The organism is Ruegeria sp. YTSA105 (assembly GCF_059610225.1).
Genome location: NZ_JBXWNE010000012.1, coordinates 58,441 through 77,619, shown reverse-complemented (window position 1 = coordinate 77,619; position 19,179 = coordinate 58,441). Strand labels below are relative to the sequence as shown.

17 protein-coding genes are annotated in these 19,179 nt (G+C 57.8%); 8 read left to right on the top strand and 9 right to left on the bottom strand.

The window, feature by feature from the left end:
* Nucleotides 1-81: 81 nt before the first annotated feature.
* From cysQ to AC2FH2_RS14915, 7 genes are all read left to right on the top strand, one after another.
* A complete protein-coding gene (cysQ, locus tag AC2FH2_RS14945) occupies nucleotides 82-879 on the top strand; it encodes a 3'(2'),5'-bisphosphate nucleotidase CysQ (protein ID WP_496787216.1) in 798 nt (265 codons plus the stop codon).
* Entirely contained in the window at nucleotides 879-1,679 is an 801-nt protein-coding gene (locus AC2FH2_RS14940) for a 3-deoxy-manno-octulosonate cytidylyltransferase family protein (RefSeq protein ID WP_496824165.1), read from the top strand. Before cysQ ends, AC2FH2_RS14940 begins: the two co-directional genes overlap by 1 nt.
* 48 nt (nucleotides 1,680-1,727) lie before the next feature.
* Nucleotides 1,728-2,711: a UDP-glucose 4-epimerase GalE gene (gene galE, locus AC2FH2_RS14935; RefSeq protein ID WP_496824163.1), complete on the top strand. Its 984-nt coding sequence runs from the start codon at nucleotides 1,728-1,730 to the stop codon at nucleotides 2,709-2,711.
* Nucleotides 2,671-3,765, top strand: a complete 1,095-nt coding sequence (locus tag AC2FH2_RS14930) for a glycosyltransferase family 2 protein (RefSeq protein WP_496824161.1) — start codon at nucleotides 2,671-2,673, stop codon at nucleotides 3,763-3,765. Before galE ends, AC2FH2_RS14930 begins: the two co-directional genes overlap by 41 nt.
* A 146-nt stretch (nucleotides 3,766-3,911) precedes the next feature.
* Complete coding sequence (locus tag AC2FH2_RS14925; RefSeq protein WP_496690221.1) at nucleotides 3,912-4,898, top strand: glycosyltransferase family 2 protein; 987 nt, start codon at nucleotides 3,912-3,914, stop codon at nucleotides 4,896-4,898.
* Nucleotides 4,895-6,595 (top strand): DUF5927 domain-containing protein, encoded by a 1,701-nt coding sequence (locus AC2FH2_RS14920; protein WP_496824159.1) that lies wholly within the window; start codon nucleotides 4,895-4,897, stop codon nucleotides 6,593-6,595. Before AC2FH2_RS14925 ends, AC2FH2_RS14920 begins: the two co-directional genes overlap by 4 nt.
* A 6-nt stretch (nucleotides 6,596-6,601) precedes the next feature.
* A complete protein-coding gene (locus tag AC2FH2_RS14915; protein ID WP_496824157.1) occupies nucleotides 6,602-8,047 on the top strand; it encodes a nodulation protein NodH in 1,446 nt (481 codons plus the stop codon).
* Here the strand turns inward: AC2FH2_RS14915 and AC2FH2_RS14910 are convergent.
* From AC2FH2_RS14910 to hslO, 8 genes are all read right to left on the bottom strand, one after another.
* Nucleotides 8,031-8,549, bottom strand: a complete 519-nt coding sequence (locus AC2FH2_RS14910) for a L,D-transpeptidase family protein (RefSeq protein ID WP_142637369.1) — start codon at nucleotides 8,547-8,549, stop codon at nucleotides 8,031-8,033. The two genes, AC2FH2_RS14915 and AC2FH2_RS14910, sit on opposite strands and share 17 nt — an antisense overlap.
* A 57-nt stretch (nucleotides 8,550-8,606) precedes the next feature.
* Nucleotides 8,607-9,392: an ion transporter gene (locus AC2FH2_RS14905; RefSeq protein WP_142637599.1), complete on the bottom strand. Its 786-nt coding sequence runs from the start codon at nucleotides 9,390-9,392 to the stop codon at nucleotides 8,607-8,609.
* Nucleotides 9,393-9,412: 20 nt separating this feature from the next.
* On the bottom strand, nucleotides 9,413-10,642 hold the full coding sequence (locus AC2FH2_RS14900) for a class I SAM-dependent RNA methyltransferase (protein ID WP_496824155.1): 1,230 nt from the start codon (nucleotides 10,640-10,642) through the stop codon (nucleotides 9,413-9,415).
* A 38-nt stretch (nucleotides 10,643-10,680) separates the two neighbouring features.
* Complete coding sequence (locus AC2FH2_RS14895) at nucleotides 10,681-12,513, bottom strand: ABC transporter ATP-binding protein (RefSeq protein WP_496824153.1); 1,833 nt, start codon at nucleotides 12,511-12,513, stop codon at nucleotides 10,681-10,683.
* The gene (locus tag AC2FH2_RS14890) at nucleotides 12,510-14,348 is read right to left on the bottom strand and encodes an ABC transporter ATP-binding protein (RefSeq protein ID WP_496824151.1); all 1,839 of its coding nucleotides are present in this window, start codon (nucleotides 14,346-14,348) and stop codon (nucleotides 12,510-12,512) included. The genes AC2FH2_RS14895 and AC2FH2_RS14890 overlap by 4 nt, the downstream gene beginning before the upstream one ends.
* 190 nt (nucleotides 14,349-14,538) lie before the next feature.
* Nucleotides 14,539-15,693: a CCA tRNA nucleotidyltransferase gene (locus tag AC2FH2_RS14885; RefSeq protein ID WP_496824149.1), complete on the bottom strand. Its 1,155-nt coding sequence runs from the start codon at nucleotides 15,691-15,693 to the stop codon at nucleotides 14,539-14,541.
* On the bottom strand, nucleotides 15,690-16,295 hold the full coding sequence (locus AC2FH2_RS14880; protein ID WP_496824147.1) for a CoA pyrophosphatase: 606 nt from the start codon (nucleotides 16,293-16,295) through the stop codon (nucleotides 15,690-15,692). Before AC2FH2_RS14880 ends, AC2FH2_RS14885 begins: the two co-directional genes overlap by 4 nt.
* Nucleotides 16,279-17,256: an Hsp33 family molecular chaperone HslO gene (gene hslO / locus AC2FH2_RS14875; RefSeq protein WP_142637378.1), complete on the bottom strand. Its 978-nt coding sequence runs from the start codon at nucleotides 17,254-17,256 to the stop codon at nucleotides 16,279-16,281. Before hslO ends, AC2FH2_RS14880 begins: the two co-directional genes overlap by 17 nt.
* A gap of 76 nt (nucleotides 17,257-17,332) precedes the next feature.
* Between hslO and AC2FH2_RS14870 the strand changes: the two genes are divergently transcribed.
* Nucleotides 17,333-17,776 (top strand): NUDIX hydrolase, encoded by a 444-nt coding sequence (locus tag AC2FH2_RS14870; protein ID WP_271950593.1) that lies wholly within the window; start codon nucleotides 17,333-17,335, stop codon nucleotides 17,774-17,776.
* On the opposite strand, the gene AC2FH2_RS14865 is transcribed toward AC2FH2_RS14870, so the two are convergent.
* The gene (locus AC2FH2_RS14865) at nucleotides 17,773-19,044 is read right to left on the bottom strand and encodes a PP2C family protein-serine/threonine phosphatase (protein WP_246097238.1); all 1,272 of its coding nucleotides are present in this window, start codon (nucleotides 19,042-19,044) and stop codon (nucleotides 17,773-17,775) included. The genes AC2FH2_RS14870 and AC2FH2_RS14865 overlap by 4 nt on opposite strands.
* Nucleotides 19,045-19,179: the final 135 nt, after the last annotated feature.

Here is a 19,179-nt window from a genome sequence, read left to right as displayed (position 1 = left end):
AAATTCTTGCCGTTCCGTAACCAGCACAGCATAAGGCCGTCAGGTTATTCGATCAACAAATCACAGGAACGGAGCTTTTTTGTGACCTATGATGCCCTCATCCCCGTCATCCGACGTCTGGCCCTGGAAGCGGGCGATACGATCATGGACATCTATAACTCGGATGAGTTTGACGTGAAGGTCAAATCCGATGCCAGCCCCGTGACCGAAGCAGATGAGGCCGCCGATGCGCTGATCTCGGCCGGTCTGCGCGCAGCGTTCCCCAATATCCTGCTGGTGACCGAGGAACAGGCCGCCTCGCATTCTGAAAAAGGCGATACGTTCCTGATCGTTGATCCGCTGGATGGCACCAAAGAGTTCATCAACCGGCGCGGCGATTTCACCGTTAATATCGCGTTGGTCGAAAACGGCACCCCAACGCGTGGCGTGGTTTATGCGCCAGCCCGCGGCCGGATGTTCTATACTTTGGCCGACGGGCAATCGGTCGAGGAAACCGGCGCGCTGGACAAGGATCAACCCGGTGCCGTGACTCCGATTTCGGTCTCTGATCCAGACAATTCCGCGCTTTTGGTCGTGGCCTCGAAGTCACATCGTGACCAGGCGACCGACGATTACATCAACAAATATCAAGTGCAGGACAGCAAAAGCGCGGGCTCGTCGCTGAAGTTCTGCCTGATTGCGACGGGCGAGGCAGATATCTATCCCCGCGTTGGCCGCACGATGGAATGGGATACGGCAGCAGGTCACGCCGTGCTGACAGGTGCGGGCGGCAAAGTTGTCCGGTTCGACAATCATGCGCCGCTGACCTATGGCAAGGACGGCTATGCAAACCCGTTCTTTATCGCCTACGCTCCGGGTGTAGACCTGAAGGAGGCCTGATGTCCGTTCTGATCGCCATTCCCGCCCGCTATGCCTCGACCCGCTATCCGGGCAAACCTCTGGTGCCGCTCACCGGAGCCAGTGGCAATACAATGACTCTGATCGAGCGGTCATGGCGCGCGGCCAGTTCGGTCTCGGGCGTGGACCGCGTTGTGGTTGCCACCGATGACGACCGCATTCGCGAGATGGCCGAAGGGTTCGGGGCCGAGGTTGTGATGACCTCGGAAACCTGTGGCAATGGCACCGAACGCTGCGCCGAAGCGCATGATGTGCTGGGCGCAAGCTATGACATCGTGGTGAACCTGCAGGGCGATGCACCGCTGACCCCGCATTGGTTCGTCGAAGATCTGATCACCGGTCTGCGTGCCGCACCCAAGGCTGGGGTGGCCACTCCGGTTCTGCGCTGCGACGGCGATGCGCTCAACAGCCTGCTGAATGACCGCAAACACGGGCGCGTCGGTGGAACAACCGCCGTTTTCGCCGCTGATCACGGCGCGATGTATTTCTCGAAAGAGGTCGTGCCCTTTACTTCACAGGCTTATGCGGGCGGGGAGGAAACGCCGGTGTTTCACCATGTCGGCGTCTATGCCTACCGCCCTGACGCGCTGGCGGCTTATCCGTCCTGGCCTGTCGGTCCATTAGAGCAACTGGAAGGGCTGGAACAGCTGCGTTTCATGGAAAACGGGCGTAAGGTTCTGTGTGTTGAAGTCGAATCCAAAGGCCGCCAGTTCTGGGAACTAAACAATCCGCAGGACGTTCCCAAACTTGAAGAGATGATGGCCGCGATGGGGCTGGACTGAGTGCCGCAGGCTGTCGCACCCTGAAAAACCGGAATAACGGGATCTGATATGACACATATCCTTGTAACCGGCGGTGCCGGATATATCGGATCCCATGCCTGCAAGGCGCTGGCGCTGGCCGGGTACACACCTGTCACCTATGACAACCTGATCACCGGTTGGCAGGACGCGGTCAAATTTGGCCCGTTCGCACAGGGTGATCTGCTGGACCGGGCGCGGTTGGATGAGGTTTTTGCCAAGTATCAGCCCGCTGCCGTGATGCATTTCGCCGCGCTCAGCCAGGTGGGTGAGGCGATGTCCGAACCCGGAAGATACTGGTCGAACAATGTCACTGGTTCGCTGACCCTGATCGAGGCCGCGGTGGCGGCTGGATGTCTGGATTTCGTGTTCTCATCGACCTGCGCCACCTATGGCGAACATGACAATGTGGTGCTGGACGAGAACACGCCACAGCAGCCGCTGAACGCTTACGGCGCCTCCAAACGCGCGATCGAGGATATCCTGCGTGATTTCCAGGCCGCTCACGGGATGAACCATGTGATTTTTCGCTATTTCAACGTGGCTGGCGCCGATCCGGACGGAGAGGTAGGCGAATTCCACCGCCCCGAGACCCATCTGGTTCCGCTGATGTTGGATGCGATTGACGGCAAGCGCGACGGGCTGACTGTGTTCGGAACCGACTATGACACGCCCGATGGCACCTGTATCCGCGATTACGTGCATGTCTGCGATCTGGTTGACGCGCATGTTCTGGGGCTGCGATGGCTGGAACAGGGAAAGGACAGCCGCGTTTTCAACCTGGGCACGGGCTCTGGCTTTTCGGTGATGGAAGTGATCGACCAGTCGAAATCCGTCACCAATCGCGCGGTGCCCTATACCATCGGCCCGCGCCGCACCGGAGATTGCACCAAGCTGGTTTCGGGCTCGGACCGGGCCGGGCAAGAACTGGGCTGGTCCCCCAAAAGGTCCGTGTTAGAGACGATGATTGCCGATGCCTGGCGCTGGCATCAGAACGGGCATTACGACAGATGAGGGCCGCGTGAGCGATACCCTGCCGCCAATCGGATGGGTGCAACGCTATCGCTTGCGCCTGAAACGCAGGCGGCTGTTGTGGCGATCCTTTCGCAGCCGCCATCAGTTAACCCAACTGGTCGACCGAACCGACCAGATACGCCCAGGTGCGATACTGGTCTTTACCACCCTGCGAAATGAAATCACGCGCCTGCCCTGGTACTTCCATCACTACCGGTCGCTGGGCGTTGATCATTTTCTGATCGTGGACAACGGCAGCGATGATGGCTCGGTCGCATATCTTAAAGATCAACCGGATGTATCCTTGTGGCAAACCGATGCCAGCTATCGCGCCTCACGATACGGGCTGGATTGGCTGACCTGGCTACAGATGCGATTTGGTCACGGCCATTGGACTTTGATGGTGGATGCGGATGAGTTGCTTATCTATCCCGAATGGGACAGCCATCCGCTGCAGGATTTGACCCAACAGCTAGAGGTGCAGGGGCGCGACGCTTTTGGGGCGCTGATGTTGGACCTCTACCCCAAAGATCAGCTCGGTGCACAGCTCTATGACCCCGGGACCGACCCGACCGAAGTTTTGGGCTGGTTTGATCCAGGCCCGTTGCGCGCCAAACGGCAAACGCCGCTGGGTAACCTCTGGGTTCAAGGCGGCGCACGGGAACGCGTGTTTTTTGCTGACCGGCCCGAGCGGTCACCAACTTTAAACAAAATTCCGCTGGTACGCTGGTCGCGGCACTATGCTTACGTGAACTCCTGCCATTCCGCCCTGCCCCGAGGTTTGAACGCCACATATGACGGACCGGGGAGCAACGACCCTTCAGGCGCGTTACTGCACACAAAGTTCCTGCCCGAGGTGGTCATCAAATCAAGAATCGAGAAAACCCGAGCGCAGCATTTTCACGACCCGGCGGAGTTCGATAGCTATTATGACGGCATAATTAACCGCCCGATCATGTGGGATCCAAAATCGGTGGAATATATCGGATGGCGCCAACTGTGTGAGCTTGGCTTGATGGGCAAAACTGACTGGAAAAACAACGTTTCGGACTAACTACTTTCAAATGCGTTGCTTCATTAGATGGTAAAGTGGCATAAAATGGCATTCGCCCGGCTCCACTCTGGCTTGTTCAGGCCCCGGGTATGCTCGCGTATAAACAAAGGTTGGGCAGTCGCGTGAGCCTGTTGGATTCATACCGAATGAGATTGCGGCGCAAGCGCCGCCTGTTGCGTTGCGTTCGCAAACGGCGCGAATTAGAAGCGGTTTCCGACAAAACCAACGCCATTCAACCCGGTGACATCCTGTTGATGAGCGTGGTGCGAAACGAAAAAATCCGCCTGCCCTATTTTCTGGAATATTACCGAAAACTTGGCGTTGATCGCTTTTTGTTTGTGGACAACAACAGCGACGACGGCACACGCGAGTTTCTGAGTAGTCAGCCGGACGTATCGGTCTGGCAGTCCAACGGCAGCTATAAGCGGGCCACATATGGCACTGATTGGTCGAACTATCTGCTGCGCAAATACGCCGATGGGCACTGGGTTCTGACGGTCGATCCGGATGAGTTCTTCATCTATCCGTTCTGCGACACGCGGCCCATTCGTGCCCTGACCGACTGGCTTGATGGCTGTGCCGTCCGCAGTTTCGGCACCATGCTGATCGACATGTACCCGCAGGGCCCGGTAGATGCCGAACCCTATCGTGAAGGGCAAGACCCCTTCGAAATTGCCCGTTGGTTCGATGCCGGGAATTATGTGATCAGCAAAAACCCTGAATACGGGAATCTCTGGATACAGGGTGGACCGCGCGCCCGTGTCTTTTTCCGCCAGGCTCCGGAAAAGGCGCCTGCGTTGAACAAGATACCGCTGGTCAAGTGGGATCGTCGGTATGTCTATGTCAGCTCGACCCATTCGCTGCTGCCACGCGGGCTGAACCAGGTCTATGACGATTGGGGTGGCGAAAAAACCAGCGGGGCCTTGCTGCATGCCAAGCTGATCAACACCTTGGGCGACAAGGCACATGAAGAGATGGAGCGGCGTCAGCACTATCGCGGGTCCGGCGAATATCGCGCCTATGCCGAAGGGCTGAACGACCGTCCGGTGTTTTGGTGCGACTGGTCCGAGGCATATATCAACTGGCGACAGCTTGAGATTCTTGGCCTCATGTCGAAAGGGAACTGGGCATGAGCAGCCTTGGCGTCATCATGCTGGTGCACGCCGCGCTTCCAAGGGCGCAACAGGTCGCGCGCCATTGGGCGGCATCCGGCTGCCCGGTGGTGATCCATGTCGACCGCAAGGTTGCGGACACTGTTTTTGATGACTTTGTAGCCTCCTGTGCGGACGAACCTCTGATCCGGTTCTCGGAGCGCCACACCTGCAACTGGGGCGGTTGGGGCATTGTTGCAGCCTCGCAATCAGCGGCTGAACTGATGCTGGAGGCCTTTCCCGATGTACACCATATCTTTCTGGCCTCGGGCGCCTGCCTGCCGCTACGGCCCGTCGATGAGCTGGTCACATATCTAGCGGAACGGCCCCGTGTCGACTTTATCGAAAGCGCGACAACAGCTGATGTAAGCTGGACGATTGGCGGACTGGATCAGGAACGATTTACGCTGAGATTTCCGTTCTCGTGGCGTAAACAGCGCAAATTGTTCGACGCTTACGTAAAGCTACAGCGGACCATCGGAATCCGACGGTCGATACCCGAAGGTCTGGTGCCGCATATGGGCAGTCAATGGTGGTGCCTGACCCGTCAAACGCTGTCGGCCATTCTGCAAGATCCCAAACGCAAAACATATGACCGCTATTTCCGGCGCGTCTGGATTCCCGACGAAAGCTATTTTCAGACCCTAACCCGGCTTTATTCAACACATATCGAAAGTCGCTCCCTGACGCTGTCCAAATTTGATTATCAAGGTCGCCCGCATATCTTTTATGACGATCATCTACAGCTATTGCGACGGTCGGACTGTTTTGTAGCACGCAAGATCTGGCCCCAGGCCAATCGGCTTTATCAGGCGTTTCTGACTAACCAGGCACAGGCGATGAAGCCTACAGAACCCAACCCGGGCAAGATCGACCGGTTGTTCTCGAAAGCGGTCGAGCGCAGGACCCGAGGCCGGGATGGCCTGTATATGCAAAGCCGCTTTCCCCGCCACGGCAGCGAAAACGGACTGACGTCGTTCCCCTATTCGGTATTCCAGGGGTTTACCGAACTGTTCGCAGATTTCGAGCCCTGGCTGTCGGAAGCCACCGGAACAAAGGTCCACGGTCACCTCTTCGGTCCCGAACGTGCGGAATTCGCCGGCGGGGCGCCTCTGGTCAACGGCGCACTAAGCGATTGTGCCAGCCTTCGGGACTATAATCCTACGGCGTTTTTGTCGAACCTGATCTGGAATACTCGGGGCGAGAGGCAGTGCTTTCAATTTGGCCCCACGGATACGCAGGATATCAACTGGTTTCTGGCGCGCGACAGAAATGCGCAGATTTCCGTTGTCACAGGCGCCTGGGCCATACCCCTGTTCCGTTCGAATGGAAATTTCGCGGATATCCGTAACGAAGCCGCCCGCCTGCAACAAATCGAGACCAAACAGCTTGAGGTTTTAACTTCGGTCTGGACCAAGGCCAAAGTGCGGACCTGGTCGCTGGCCGAGTTTGTGGAATCTCCGATGGAGCCTCTGCAATCCATTCTGGAAGAAACCGGATGCCAGAACCCCAGCCACCTGACCCAAGCCCCAACGATGGTCGACCTGTCCGGGTTCGGGAAGTTCCTGCAAAACCTAAAGAACCAGGGTATGCACCCTTATCTTATGGGAGATTTTCCAGCCGATGACATTTTTGGCCGGCAACTCAGGCCTTATCGAAAACCATATCTGGTGCAATAGCGTTTCATGTCATCCAAATTCGACTATTTCGTAATACTTGCCGCCATGCGGACCGGATCGAACCTGCTTGAGGCAAATCTGAACGCATTGGAAGGTGTCTCCAGCCATGGTGAGGCCTTCAATCCTCATTTCATTGGAAGGCTAAAGGGGGACAGCCTGCTGGGCGTCACTCTCGAAGAACGCGACAATGACCCTAAAAGCCTGCTGAACGCCATCCGATCAGCTGAGGGTGAAATGAACGGGTTTCGCTTTTTCCAGGGCCATGATCCGCGTGTGTTAGAGCCTGTTTTAGATGACCCGAGTTGCGCCAAGATCATTCTGACGCGCAACCCTCTGGACAGCTATATCTCATTGAAGATTGCGCGCGAGACCAAGCAATGGCAGCTGAAAAACGTCAAACGGCGGCGCGCCGAGCAGATCGCCTTCAACCCTCGTGAATTCGAAACCTATCTGGACCAGCAACAGGCCTTTCAACTGACTTTGCTGCATCATCTTCAGGCCAGCGGGCAAACCGCCTTTTTCATCGCTTACGACGATCTGAACCGGATCGACAGCCTGAACGGCCTGGCGGCCTGGCTTGGGGTATCGGGCCGGTTGACCACGATCGACGACACGCTCAAACCCCAAAACCCTGAGCCGGCCTTGTCCAAGGTGACAAACCCTGATGAGACCGAACAGGCCTTGTCGCGCATCGACAGTTTCAGCCTGCACAGAACTCCGAATTTTGAACCCCGGCGTGGCGCGGCCGTTGCGACCTATGTCGCCACGCCGAAAACCCCGTTAATGTATCTGCCCGTGCGGAGCGGCATTGAAGGGGTTGTGAAGCAATGGATGGCTGCGCTTGATTCAATCAGTGCGGATGACCTGATCACTGATCAAAACCGCAAAAAGACCCGCCAGTGGTTACAGGATCATCCGGGGCATCGCAAATTCACCGTGGTGCGGCACCCGCTGGTACGCGCACATTCGGCCTTTTGTTCCTATATCCTCAGCACCGAGCCCGGCGCCTATCTGAAAATCCGCAATATGCTGCGCAACCGGTTCAAGCTTCCGATCCCCGGACAGTTACGCGCTGAAAACTACCCCATCGAGCAGCATTATGAGGCATTCTCGGCTTTTCTGACCTTCCTGCGGCAAAACCTGGCGGGACAAACCCCTGTGCGCGTTGACGGCGTTTGGTGCAGTCAGGCGCAGGTGTTGGAGGGCGTAGTCGGTTTTGCCCTGCCGGATCTAATCCTGCGCGAGGAAGAAATTGCAACTGCCCTGCCGGATCTGGCGCGGCGGCTGGGTCATGACAGCCCGCCCGCGCCCGGCAATACCAGACCAGATATCCCGTTTTCACTGAGCGATATCTATGACACCAAACTTGAGGCGCTGGCGGCCGAAACCTACCAGCGCGACTATATGCAATTCGGGTTTGACGTCTGGAAGCCGGCTACGGGCGCAGCGTAATCACTGTGCCGCGATTCACCATCGCATAGATCTCTTCGATCTCTTCATTCTTGACAGCGATGCACCCTGCCGTCCAATCCGATTGCTTCTTGGCACGCTTTTTCTCGGACCGGGTTTTCGGCTCGCCGTGGATGAAAATGTCACCGCCCGGATCAACGCCCGCAGCCTTGGCCTCTGCGATATCCTTCGAATCCGGATAGGAAATCCCCAGCGACAGGTGATAGCGGCTTTTGGGATTGCGCCGGTCGATCAGATAGGTGCCCTCTGGCGTGCGGCCGTCGCCGCGTTTTGTTTTGGTGCCATTGGGGGCAAAGCCAAGATCGACCTTATATTCCTTGAGGACATGTTCATTGTGCAGAAGATAAAGCTTCCGCGCGCTTTTGTTGATGACCATAGAGGTCACCTCGGGGCCATCATAGGCCAAAAATCTGGGGTTGGCCGAGGCGCAGGCCGAAAGACCCAGCGTAGCCACAGCACCCATTCCAAATGCTCGACGATCCATGTTTAATGCCTGCTTCTGCTTTTTTTGTGATTATGCCAGAAATCCAGAAAACTGAAATCACTTTTTGCTGTTCGACTGCTCAAGCAAGCGGCGTTCGATGGATTCCAGCCTTTCCAGCACCTCATCACGATAGGCATCGGTTTTCACCTCATCCTCGGCGTGATGGGCATCCTGCATTGAATTCACAATCAGACCAACCAACAGGTTCACCACGGCAAATGTCGTAACCATGATGAAAGGCACAAAGAATACCCACGCATAGGGATAAACCTCCATCACCGGGCGCACGATGCCCATGGACCAGCTTTCCAGCGTCATGATCTGGAACAACGTATAGGCCGACAGGCCCAAATCGCCAAACCAGTCCGGGAATGTGCCCGAGAACAGCTTGGTCGAGATTACCGCGCCGATGTAAAACAGAATCGCCATCAGCAGGAAAACGCTGGCCATACCCGGCAAAGCTGAGATGAAACCCTCGACCACCCGACGCAGCCGTGGCGCGACTGAAATTACCCGCAACACCCGTAGGATCCGCAGCGCCCGCAGCACCGACAGACCGCCGGCGCTTGGGATCAGAGCGATGCCAACAACGATGAAGTCAAACAGGTTCCAACCATTGGTAAAGAACCGGCGCCCTGTGGCGACCAGTTTCATCGCAATCTCGGCCACGAAAATCGTTAGGCAAAGGCTGTCCAACACCACGATCAAGGGACCCGCGGCCTCCATCAGCGTCGGTGAGGTTTCCATGCCGAGCAGGATGGCGTTGAAGATGATGACACCTGTGATGAACCGACCGAAGGTCGGGTTTTCAGTGATATCATGCAGGCGCTGGGCAAGCCCCATTCTGAAACTCTCCTGTTTGGTCATGATGCGGGGTTCAGTGCAAACCGCGCGGCAAGTTCCGTGTGTGACGACCATCGAAATTGGTCCACCACCTGTACCCATTCAAGGGTATAGCCTGCGTTAATCAGGTTTTTTGCATCCCGCGCAAAGGTCACGGGGTTGCATGAGACATAGGCGATGACCGGGGGCAGCGCTTGCGCCAGCTCGGCCACCTGCGCCTCGGCCCCGGCGCGGGGCGGGTCCAGGACAACCGCGTCAAAGTTCTTCAGCTCATCAGGCATCAATGGGCGGCGGTACAGGTCGCGCGCCTCGGTCGTGACCCGTTTCAGACCTTGCGCGCGACGCCAGCCTTGATCCAGAGCGGTGGTCATCAGGGCCTCATCCTCAACCGCGTGTACTTCGGCGTCCTCGGCCAGTGGCAATGAGAATGTCCCGCAACCCGCAAACAGGTCCACAACCCGCTTGGCGCCCTTGGTTGCCTGCAGAACTGCCTGTAATAGAGCCTGTTCTCCGTCCTTCGTGGCCTGCAGGAATGCCCCTGGCGGCGGCACGACAGCCGCCACGCCAAACCGTTGAATCGGGGCGTGACGCGAGGCGATCACCTCGCCATCCCAGCTGAGCCGCGCAAGCCCATGTGCCTCGGTCGCCTGTGCCAGGGCCAGTTCCAATGGACCGTCCAGCGGTTTGCCGCCTTTGACGGCGACATCCAAACCGCCATCAGAAAGGGTCAGCGTGACCGCCAGCGCCCCTTTGCGGCTACCACCCAAAACGGCAAGCGCCTCGGCCACGGGGACGGCTGCAATCAGGGCCGGATCAAGCAGATGACAATCAGAGATTTCGGTAATCGTGTCTGAGGCACGGCCATGAAACCCGGCCATAGTGCCTTTTTTGGTCCGTCGAACCGCAATCGTAGCCCGTCGCCGTGATCGTTCCGGCGAGGTATGGATCGGCCGCATCGGGGCATCGAGCCCCTGCGCGGCCAGCGCGTTGCGCACGACCTCAACCTTCCAATCAGCAACGAAATTATCCGCGGCATGCTGTAGCTGACATCCGCCGCAGGCTTTGTAGTGCCGGCACGGTGCTTTGACCCGCTGGTCCGAGGGGGTCTCGACCCGAATGTCGCTCAGCACTTGACCAACCAATATCCCGCTGACCACCTCCCCCGGCAAGGTGCGGGGGGCGTAGATCGGTCCAGCGGCGATGCCGTCGCCCTGATGACCAAGGCGTAAAATGCTGTAATGCTGCGTCATGAGGGCCTGATAGCTGGGCTTTACCCACAACAAAACCCTTATTCGGCGGCGGCGGCCTGAATAAACCCGCCCGATTGGCGATCCCAGAACCGGGCATAAAGCCCGCCCTGCTCCAGCAAGTCGTCATGGCTTCCCATTTCAACGATCTGCCCTTGATCCAGAACGACAATCCGGTCCATCTCGCTTAGCGTCGACAGCCGATGTGCAATCGCCAATACCGTTTTGCCCTGCATCACCCGATGCAACGCGGTCTGGATCGAGGCTTCGACCTCGGAATCCAAGGCCGAGGTCGCCTCATCCAGCACCAGAATCGGCGCGTTTTTCAGGATGGCGCGTGCAAGCGCAATCCGCTGCCGCTGACCGCCGCTCAGTTTGACGCCGCGCTCGCCCAGATGCGCATCATAGCCCTTGCGACCATGGGCATCCCGCAGGCCAAGGATAAATTCATGCGCCTCGGCCTTTTGCGCCGCGGCGATCATATCGTCTTCCAAGGCATCAGGGCGGCCATATAGGATATTCTCGCGCGCCGAGCGGTTGAACATCGCAGTTTCCTGCGTGACCATTCCGATTTGACTGCGCAGACTGTCCTGCGTCACCTGTGACACATCCTGCCCATCAATCCGAATTGCGCCGTTTTCCCCTTCATAGAGCCTGAGTAGAAGCGAAACGAGCGTAGATTTCCCCGCACCCGATGCCCCGACGATACCCAGCTTTTCGCCAGGATGTACGGTCATGTGCACGTCGGTCACGCCGCCGATGTCACCGCCATAAGCAAAGCTGACATGGTTAAACTCGATCTGACCTTCTGGCACGCTCAGCCTAGCTGCCCCTGCCGCATCCTCGACCCGGTCACGCTTGGCTAGCGTCTTCATGCCATTCTCGATCTCGCCGACATTGGCATAAAGCCCCATCAGCGTGAAACTGACCCAGCCTGTCATCTGCGAAATTCGCACGGACATCGCGCCCGCCGCAACGATATCACCAGCGCTGGCCATCCCGGACCGCCACAGCAGCAAGGTCACCCCCAGCAGCAGCACGGGCAACACCCCGGCCAGAACCATCAGTATGAACCTAAAACTGGCGGAGAGCTTGCCAAAGGCCAGCATCTTGTGGCGCAGATCGACCATCGAGTTTCGGGCCGCCTGATCCTCGAACTCGGAATGGGCGAACAGCTTGACGGTTTTGATATTGGTGATCGTGTCGACCACCTGCCCCGACACCATCGCCCGCGCCCCGGCCCGCGCCGCTGAGCGTGCCCGGATGCGTGGCAAATACCAGCGGATCAGCAGGAAATACACCGCCAACCAGGCGGCGAAGGGCAGCATGACCAGCAGATGAATAGATCCTAACAAAAGCAAAGTCCCTGCCAGAGACGCCAGCGCAAAAACCATTGCGCTTATCGTCTCGGACACGACCGAGGCCATCGCGTTCGAAGTTTGCATCTGTTTCTGAGCGATCCGCCCGGCAAAATCGTCGTCGAAATAGGTCACAGACTGACCCAAAGTCCACCGGTTCAGCTTGGCCAGAACCAGGGGCGGGATATTGGGCATGACAATATAGTTGTTGGAAAAGGCCGAAAGACCAAACAGCGCCGGTCGCAGCAGCATGAAAAATGCGGCGACCCCTCCAATTATCCAAAGATTGCCCGCCGTCAGAACCCCATCCGGCCCGCTTTCGTTTGCCATGTCGATCACCAGACCCAGCATCCAGGCGGTTCCGGCCTCCATCGCCCCGGCAGAGGCCGAAAACACGGAGGCGACAAGGATCATCGGCCAAGCTCCGGACAGGCACCAGCGAATGAACGCCCCCAGCCTTTGCGGCGGGGGCGTTTCGGTGGGTTTGAACGGATCTATGAGATCGGCAAGTTTCACTCAGCTGCCTCCGTGTTCAGGAAGCCTCCAGATTGCCGTGCCCAGAACTGGGCGTAAAGCCCGCCGTGTGACAGCAATTCGGAATGGGTGCCCTGCTCGACGATCCGGCCGCCATCCATCACCAGGATGCGATCCATTTGGGCAATGGTGCTGAGGCGGTGGGCAATCGCGATCACGGATTTGCCCTGCATCATGCCATAGAGCGTTTCCTGAATCGATGCTTCGACCTCGGAATCCAGCGCCGAGGTCGCCTCATCCAGCAACAGGATCGGCGCGTCCTTCAGGATCACCCGCGCCAGCGTCACCCGCTGCCGCTGACCACCTGACAACTTCACGCCCCGCTCGCCCACATGCGCATCATAGCCGGTACGCCCCTTCGGGTCCTGCAGGTCAAGGATGAACTCATGCGCCTCGGCCTGTTTGGCCGCGGCAATCATCTGCTCTTCGGAAGCCTCGGGGCGGCCATAGAGGATATTGTCGCGCACCGAGCGGTGCAGCAACGCGCTGTCCTGTTGCACCATACCGATATGGATGCGCAAGCTGTCCTGAGTGACCCGGGCAATGTCCTGATCGTCGATCAAAATGGCCCCCTGCTCCACATCGTAGAACCGAAGTAGGAGCTTAACTAGGGTCGACTTACCAGCTCCCGACCGTCCGATCAGTCCGATCTTTTCGCCCGGCTCGATGGTCAGGTTGATATGGTCCAGCCCGCCGGTCTTGCGACCGTAATGATGCGACAGATCACGAACCTCGATCTTGCCGTTGGACAGATGCAGGAGTTTGGCCTGCGGCGCATCCAACAGGTCGATCGGCTGAGCGATCGTCTCCATACCTTCGGCAACGACACCAAGCTGGCGGAAAAAACTGGTCAGCGCCCACATGATCCATCCGGTCATCGCGTTCAGGCGCAGGGTCAGGGCTGTGGCCGCCGCGACCACACCGACCGTAGCACTGCCCTGCATCCACAGAGCAATCGCCCAGCCCACCACACCAACGATCAGCAACCCGTTCAATGCAACCAGAACCGCATCCATGATGGTGAAAATCCGCATCTCAGCCTGAAAGGTACGGCGGGTTTCCTCGATCGCTTCGCGCGCATAATCCAGTTCCTGTGCCCCATGGGCAAACATCTTTACGGAATGGATATTGGTATAGCTGTCCACAACCCGGCCCGTTACGGCCGAGCGCGCGTCTGAGGCCGCCTTCGAAGCCGGTCCCACCCGCTGCACCGTCCAATGCACCAGAAACCCATACAGCACGAGCCAGATCAGCAACGGCAACAGCAGCCGGGCATCAGCCGTCATCAACAAAATGGCTGCGCCGATCAGGTATGCCAGCGAGAAGGAAATCGCATCAAACACCTGAAACACGGCCTCACCCGCAGCGGGCGGCGTCTGCATGATCCGGTTGGCAATGCGGCCTGCAAAATCATTCTCGAACCAGCCCACCGATTGCCGCAACACGTGCTTATGCGCGCGCCAACGGATCAAAGTGCCAAAATTCGGCAGGATCGTGTTGTTCAGCAACAGCACGTCAACGACATGCAGCATGGGTCGCAGCAGCAGCACAAAAAGCGCCACCAGGATCAGTTCCGTACTATGGGTCTGCCAAACTTCGTCCGGCGGGGCGGACAGCAAGTCAACAACGCGACCCATATAATAGATCAGACCGACCTCAACCGCGGCCACCACGACCGAAATCAATCCGGCCCATAAGAACACCCGCATAAAAGGGCGGGAATAGTTCAACATAAAGGGCCACAGTCGTTTCGGCGGCGTGTCGGTTTCTTCGTAGTCGACAAAAGGGTCGACGAGATTTTCGAAATAGCGAAACATAGAGAGTGCTCCGATTGAGCAGATAACAAGTCATGCGAAAAAAGATGGCGCCAGAACACCACCCCAACGGGTCAAGTGTTATGGCTTTAGCCGAACCAGATCCCGTAATACATTCGCATCCCTCCATTCATGTTACAGGCGCAAGAAAACACAAACGATCCGGCTTGTCATCCCCTTTTGAGACTTCAATTTACTCGACCAGCAACTCGGAGCGCGTCAGGGTGAAACCCGAGGCGATCCAGCGCGCCTCAAGCTCGGCCAGTTTCTTGCCCAGCGCCGGGCCGGTAAAGTCAGGGATCAGGTCAGCGGCCCGCACGGGAAAATCCGCTGCTGCCCCGTCCCGGAGCGCTTGCCGCTTATCCTCGGACCAGGGCTGTTCCAACAAAGCACAACGCAGCAGAACTTCGTGCAGGCCGTCCTCTTCGCCATAACGGAACCCAAGCTCGGCAGTGCCCGCGGTTCCCGCGGCCTCATCCCGCATCCGTGTCAGGCGTTGCGTCTGGGCCTTGCTCAGACGCAGGGTCTGGGCAATCTCGGGCGTGGCGATGGAGGAAAGCCGCCGGAGCGGCTCGGGCTTTGCACCAGCCTGTTGTTCCAAGGCGATCAGCGGGGCAAGTGATCGATCCTCAACACCCGGCAATATCTGTGCCAGAACGCCCGTGCTGCGCATGGCAGCGACCGAAGGCGCAGGGTCAGGCGCGGTCAGCAATTTCATAAACTCGGCCCCAACCCGTTCGCGCGACAGGCCTGCCAATCCGTCCAGATTGGTTGCGATGGCCGACAGGGCTTCGGGATCAAACCCGGCTTCGGCATCCCCATACCAGGCGTGGAACCGAAAATAGCGCAAAGAGCGCAGATAGTCTTCGCGGATGCGGTGCTGGGCGTTGCCTATGAACCGGACCTTTCGGGCCTTTAGATCGGGCAGTCCGTTCAGCGGGTCCAAAAGCGTCCCATCCGGGCGGGCATACAGCGCGTTCATGGTGAAATCGCGCCGGCTGGCATCTTCATCAACATTGTCCGAGAACGCCACAACAGCCCGGCGGCCATCGGTTTCGACATCTCGCCGGAAGGTCGTGATCTCATGCGGGATGCTTTGGCTGACAACGGTTATCGTGCCATGCTCGATCCCAGTTGGAATGGCCTTCAACCCCGCCGCCCGCATCAAATCCAGCACCTGCTGGGGCGGAGCGTCCGTGGCAATATCCAGATCCGAGACCGGCGCCCCCAAAAGCGCGTTGCGGACGCAACCGCCGACGAAAAGCGCCTGAAAACCGGCATCGATCAAAACGGCGCAGACTGTCTGGGTTGCCGGGTTTGTAACCCAGCTTTCTGATAGCTTAATCATTCACTCACCCGCGCAGCCAAGCCCCGCAACATCCGGGCCGTAGCCCCCCAGATGTAATAAGGGCCATAGGGCACGGTGAAATAATACCGCCGCTGGCCCCGCCAGCGACGCGACTCAACGATATAATTCGCAGGGTTTAGAACATGCGCAAGTGGGACTGAAAAAACTTCATCAACCTCACCCGGCTCAGGAACTGGGTCGAACCTATCTCGTAGGATCGCGACAACCGGGGTTACGACAAAAGATGTCACGGTTTCATGGGTAGGCAAATGCCCGAGAATTTCAGGCCTATCCGAGGAAAGGCCAATCTCTTCCTGTGCTTCCCGCAGGGCGGTTGCGGTTACATCCGGATCGGTCTCATCCTGTTTTCCGCCAGGAAAGGCGATCTGGCCAGGATGGTGTTTAAGCGCCGATGAGCGCTTAGTCAAAAGCAGGCGCGGGGCCTCATCCGTCACAAGAATCGGAACCAGAACCCCGGCTGGACGCAGCTTGCGCCCCGCTGGCAAAACCGCATCAGGGTTCAGATCGAAATCACTGGACCCGTTGCCGGGGCGGCTCAGGGCCGCCCGCAGCAGTTCTGTTGGATCAGGCCTCACCGGCATCGAAGCCAACGGTGACGGGGTCCAATACGTAATGGGCACCACAGAACTGACAATCGGCGGTGACCTGGCCCTCGGGAGTTGTCATCTTTTCAATGTCGCGCGCCGAATAGATCGACAGGCTTTGGCGCACGCGCTCTTCCGAGCAGGTGCAGCCGAACTGAACCGATTGCGCATCATAAACACGTGGCTGTTCTTCGTGAAACAGCCGGATCAACAGGTCGGTTGGCGCAATCGAAGGACCGATCAGTTCAAGGTCATCAACAGTATCCAGAAGGATATTGACGCGCCCCCAATTTTCACCTTCCTCACCGTCAACCAGATCATCCGCCGACAGAATCTGACCGTCACCCTCTGCATTGGCTACAAATGGTGACGCTTTGGGCATGTGCTGCAGCATGATGCCGCCTGCGCGCCAGTGCTCACCGACGCCAGGTTCAGTTGATTTGCCGAAACTCAGTGAAAACCGCGTCGGCAACTGTTCGGACTGTGCGAAATACGCCTCAGCGCATGCGCTGAGAGAGCCGCCAGCCAGCGGTGTGATCCCCTGGTAAGGCTGCGTGCCCTCGCCCTGGTCAATCATGATGGCGAAATAGCCTTCACCCACCTGATCAAACGGTGTGGAATCGGTCAGGCGGTCCGGGTCAAAACTGGCATAGGCGCGGATGCGGGCCAGTTCGCCCTCGGCCTGCGGAGCGTAGTAATCGGTTGCGATCATCCGAACGGCGCCTTTGGACTGAACCTGAAGCGACAGCTTCCAGCGCAGCGAGACGGTCTGGCCGATCAGAGCAGTCAGCAAGGCCATCTCGGCCACCAAAGCCTCGACCTTTTCGGGATAGTCGTGCTGTTTCAGAATGCCATCCAACACTCCGTCCAGCCGCGCCACACGTCCGCGCATATCCGGTATATCAAGTTGAAAGGGCAGGACGGTGTCGTCCCACGCGATTTTTGTTCCAAGAGACATGGGGTTTCCTTAAACGCCACAGATTGGCATACCGCCAGCATATAGGTCGAAGATTTCGGGTTGTAAGGGGCCATACATGATCAGACGGTTCGGTGAAACCCCACAAGCGGGGCGCAAATACACACGACGTGTGGGTGTATACGCATTGTTGCCTCGAGGACGACATCTGTTGCTGACCTGCCAGACAGAGCCCGGCCCTGATCTGCAGTTGCCGGGTGGCGGTATTGACCCGGGCGAATCGCCCATCACCGCCCTGCATCGCGAAGTCTTTGAAGAAACCGGCTGGTTGATTGCCAGCCCGCGGCGGGTCGGCGCCTTTCGCCGTTTCACATACATGCCCGAATATGACCTGTGGGCCGAAAAGGTCTGTTTGATATATCGAGCCCGCCCTGTGCGCCGCATAGGTCCACCTTCAGAGCCATTCCACGAAGCCCTTTGGCTGGACAGTGCGGATGCCGCGCAGATGCTGGGCAACAGCGGCGACCGACATTTCGCTTCGGGACACCTGATGGGGCTTTAAGGCCCGCTGTATTCAAAGAAAACCGCAGATACGTCATCATCCATACCCTGGTCCGGATCCATGGCCTGTGTCAGCCGCCAGAACATATCGTCCAGAAATTCGGGCCCGCTGAGATCGATGGCACAATCCGTCACCATTCTGCACAGCCCCTCTTCTTCCAGCAGGGATCCATCCGCCATCCGGCATTCCGTGAACCCGTCTGAATATAGCAACAGCTTGTCACCGGGCTTCATGTAGGTATCGGTTCGCTGAAACGTGACATCCGGCAACAGTCCGATGGGCAAACCACCTTGCCCCAGATACTCGGTCCCACCATCCTGTCGCAACAACAGCGGATGCGGATGCCCTGCTTGCACCATCTTGAGATGTCCGTTTCGCAGGTCGATAATGGCATAGACCATGGTAAAATACTCTTCGACGCCAGCATCGGCCATAAGGCGGGAATTGAGCATCTCTGCCACCTGATCAGGTGGTAGCAATGCGTAAAATTTATCGAACCGCTTTTCCATCGCCACGTTCTGATCGAAATGTTTGCTGGACAGATACCCGCCCAGCCGTGCTGTCATCATCGCCGAGGTGATGCCGTGGCCGGACACATCGATGCTGTAAAACCCCACACGGTTGACCCCCGGTGAAAACATTCCCACCAGATCGCCACCGATATGCCCACAAGGTTTCAGCAACATGCTGATACGCGACCTACCGAAATCACGCGTGAGTTCGGGGACCAGAGATTCCTGTATCTTACGCGCCTGAATCAGGTCTTTGTCGATCGCATCATGGACCACTTTCAGTTCTTCGAGCGCGGTCTCGATCATTCGGTTCTTATCAGACAGCTCACGCTGCATATCCAATATCCGCGCGCCCGCAGATATGCGCGCCCGCAATTCATCGGCCTCAAGAGGTTTGATCAGAAAATCATCCGCCCCGGCATCCAGTCCGCGCGCAACCTCCTGCTTTTCGCTTTTTGAAGTCAGAAGGATGAAATAGCTGTATTCGTCATTCTCCAGCGCCCGAAATGCCTGACAGAATTCCAGCCCGCTCATTCCCGGCATGACCCAGTCGCTCAGGACCAGATCGGGGGACATGGCAGCACAGATTTCGATGGCGGCCTCTCCGCTATCGGCCTCGAGCACCTCAAAGCCCCATTTCTTCAGCGAGGCCACAAGGATGCGACGTTGCAGACGACTGTCATCAACGACCAGCACCTTGCGAATCGCACCAAAATCCAGCTCTGCCTTTGTTTCTGCCTGACTGACCTCTGCCACCTGACCCTCAGCTCTGCCACATAATGCGGAATGGGACGACCCTAGCGCACGGCTGTTTAACATCCTGTGAAGGTCGTAAATGCATCCATCTTAACCACGGATTTACCAACGGCCTGTAGTGATAATCGGGTCGTT

What these genes read in the sequence shown, in the direction of transcription:
- AC2FH2_RS14940 (WP_496824165.1), top strand. Translation starts at nt 879, where the DNA reads ATGTCCGTTCTGATCGCCATTCCCGCCCGCTATGCCTCGACCCGCTAT.
- galE (WP_496824163.1), top strand. Translation starts at nt 1,728, where the DNA reads ATGACACATATCCTTGTAACCGGCGGTGCCGGATATATCGGATCCCAT.
- AC2FH2_RS14930 (WP_496824161.1), top strand. Translation starts at nt 2,671, where the DNA reads ATGCCTGGCGCTGGCATCAGAACGGGCATTACGACAGATGAGGGCCGC.
- AC2FH2_RS14925 (WP_496690221.1), top strand. Translation starts at nt 3,912, where the DNA reads ATGAGATTGCGGCGCAAGCGCCGCCTGTTGCGTTGCGTTCGCAAACGG.
- AC2FH2_RS14920 (WP_496824159.1), top strand. Translation starts at nt 4,895, where the DNA reads ATGAGCAGCCTTGGCGTCATCATGCTGGTGCACGCCGCGCTTCCAAGG.
- AC2FH2_RS14915 (WP_496824157.1), top strand. Translation starts at nt 6,602, where the DNA reads ATGTCATCCAAATTCGACTATTTCGTAATACTTGCCGCCATGCGGACC.
- AC2FH2_RS14910 (WP_142637369.1), bottom strand. Translation starts at nt 8,549, where the DNA reads ATGGATCGTCGAGCATTTGGAATGGGTGCTGTGGCTACGCTGGGTCTT.
- AC2FH2_RS14905 (WP_142637599.1), bottom strand. Translation starts at nt 9,392, where the DNA reads ATGGGGCTTGCCCAGCGCCTGCATGATATCACTGAAAACCCGACCTTC.
- AC2FH2_RS14900 (WP_496824155.1), bottom strand. Translation starts at nt 10,642, where the DNA reads ATGACGCAGCATTACAGCATTTTACGCCTTGGTCATCAGGGCGACGGC.
- AC2FH2_RS14890 (WP_496824151.1), bottom strand. Translation starts at nt 14,348, where the DNA reads ATGTTTCGCTATTTCGAAAATCTCGTCGACCCTTTTGTCGACTACGAA.
- AC2FH2_RS14885 (WP_496824149.1), bottom strand. Translation starts at nt 15,693, where the DNA reads ATGATTAAGCTATCAGAAAGCTGGGTTACAAACCCGGCAACCCAGACA.
- AC2FH2_RS14880 (WP_496824147.1), bottom strand. Translation starts at nt 16,295, where the DNA reads ATGCCGGTGAGGCCTGATCCAACAGAACTGCTGCGGGCGGCCCTGAGC.
- hslO (WP_142637378.1), bottom strand. Translation starts at nt 17,256, where the DNA reads ATGTCTCTTGGAACAAAAATCGCGTGGGACGACACCGTCCTGCCCTTT.
- AC2FH2_RS14870 (WP_271950593.1), top strand. Translation starts at nt 17,333, where the DNA reads ATGATCAGACGGTTCGGTGAAACCCCACAAGCGGGGCGCAAATACACA.